General features: G+C 59.0%; 1 protein-coding gene and 1 tRNA gene. Both read left to right on the plus strand.

The annotated features are described in order from the left end of the window. A partial coding sequence (locus tag JK635_RS28810; RefSeq protein ID WP_498043884.1) for an EF-Tu C-terminal domain-related protein occupies nt 1-362 on the plus strand: 362 nt, incomplete at its 5' end. A 73-nt stretch (nt 363-435) separates the two neighbouring features. Next, nucleotides 436-511, plus strand: a tRNA-Trp gene (locus JK635_RS28815). Nucleotides 512-556 lie beyond the last annotated feature (45 nt).

Raw genomic sequence — 556 nt, forward strand, 5'->3', positions numbered from 1 at the left:
TTGGCGTGCTGCTGCGCGGCACCAAGCGTGAAGACGTCGAGCGCGGCCAGGTGCTGGCCAAGCCGGGTTCGATCAAGCCGCACAAGCATTTCACCGGCGAGATCTACGTTCTGTCGAAAGACGAGGGCGGCCGTCACACCCCGTTCTTCAACAACTATCGTCCGCAGTTCTACTTCCGTACCACGGACGTGACCGGTTCGATCGAGCTGCCGAAGGACAAGGAAATGGTCATGCCTGGCGACAACGTGTCGATCACCGTGATGCTGATCAACCCGATCGCAATGGAAGAAGGTCTGCGTTTTGCAATCCGCGAAGGCGGCCGTACTGTCGGCGCCGGCGTCGTTGCAAAGATCATGGACTAAGGAAAAGTCTGCTGCCTGCGCTGGTTCGCTGGCGCGGCAGTGTGGACGGTTCCGGGTTTTACCGTTTTAACGTAGGGGCGTAGCTCAATTGGCAGAGCGTCGGTCTCCAAAACCGAAGGTCGGGGGTTCGAGGCCCTCCGCCCCTGCCACCGTTTCAGGTGCAGGGCACCGAAAGTAAAATTGTATGGCTAATC

The organism is Neobacillus paridis (assembly GCF_016765675.1).
Classification (GTDB): domain Bacteria; phylum Bacillota; class Bacilli; order Bacillales; family Cytobacillaceae; genus Neobacillus; species Neobacillus paridis.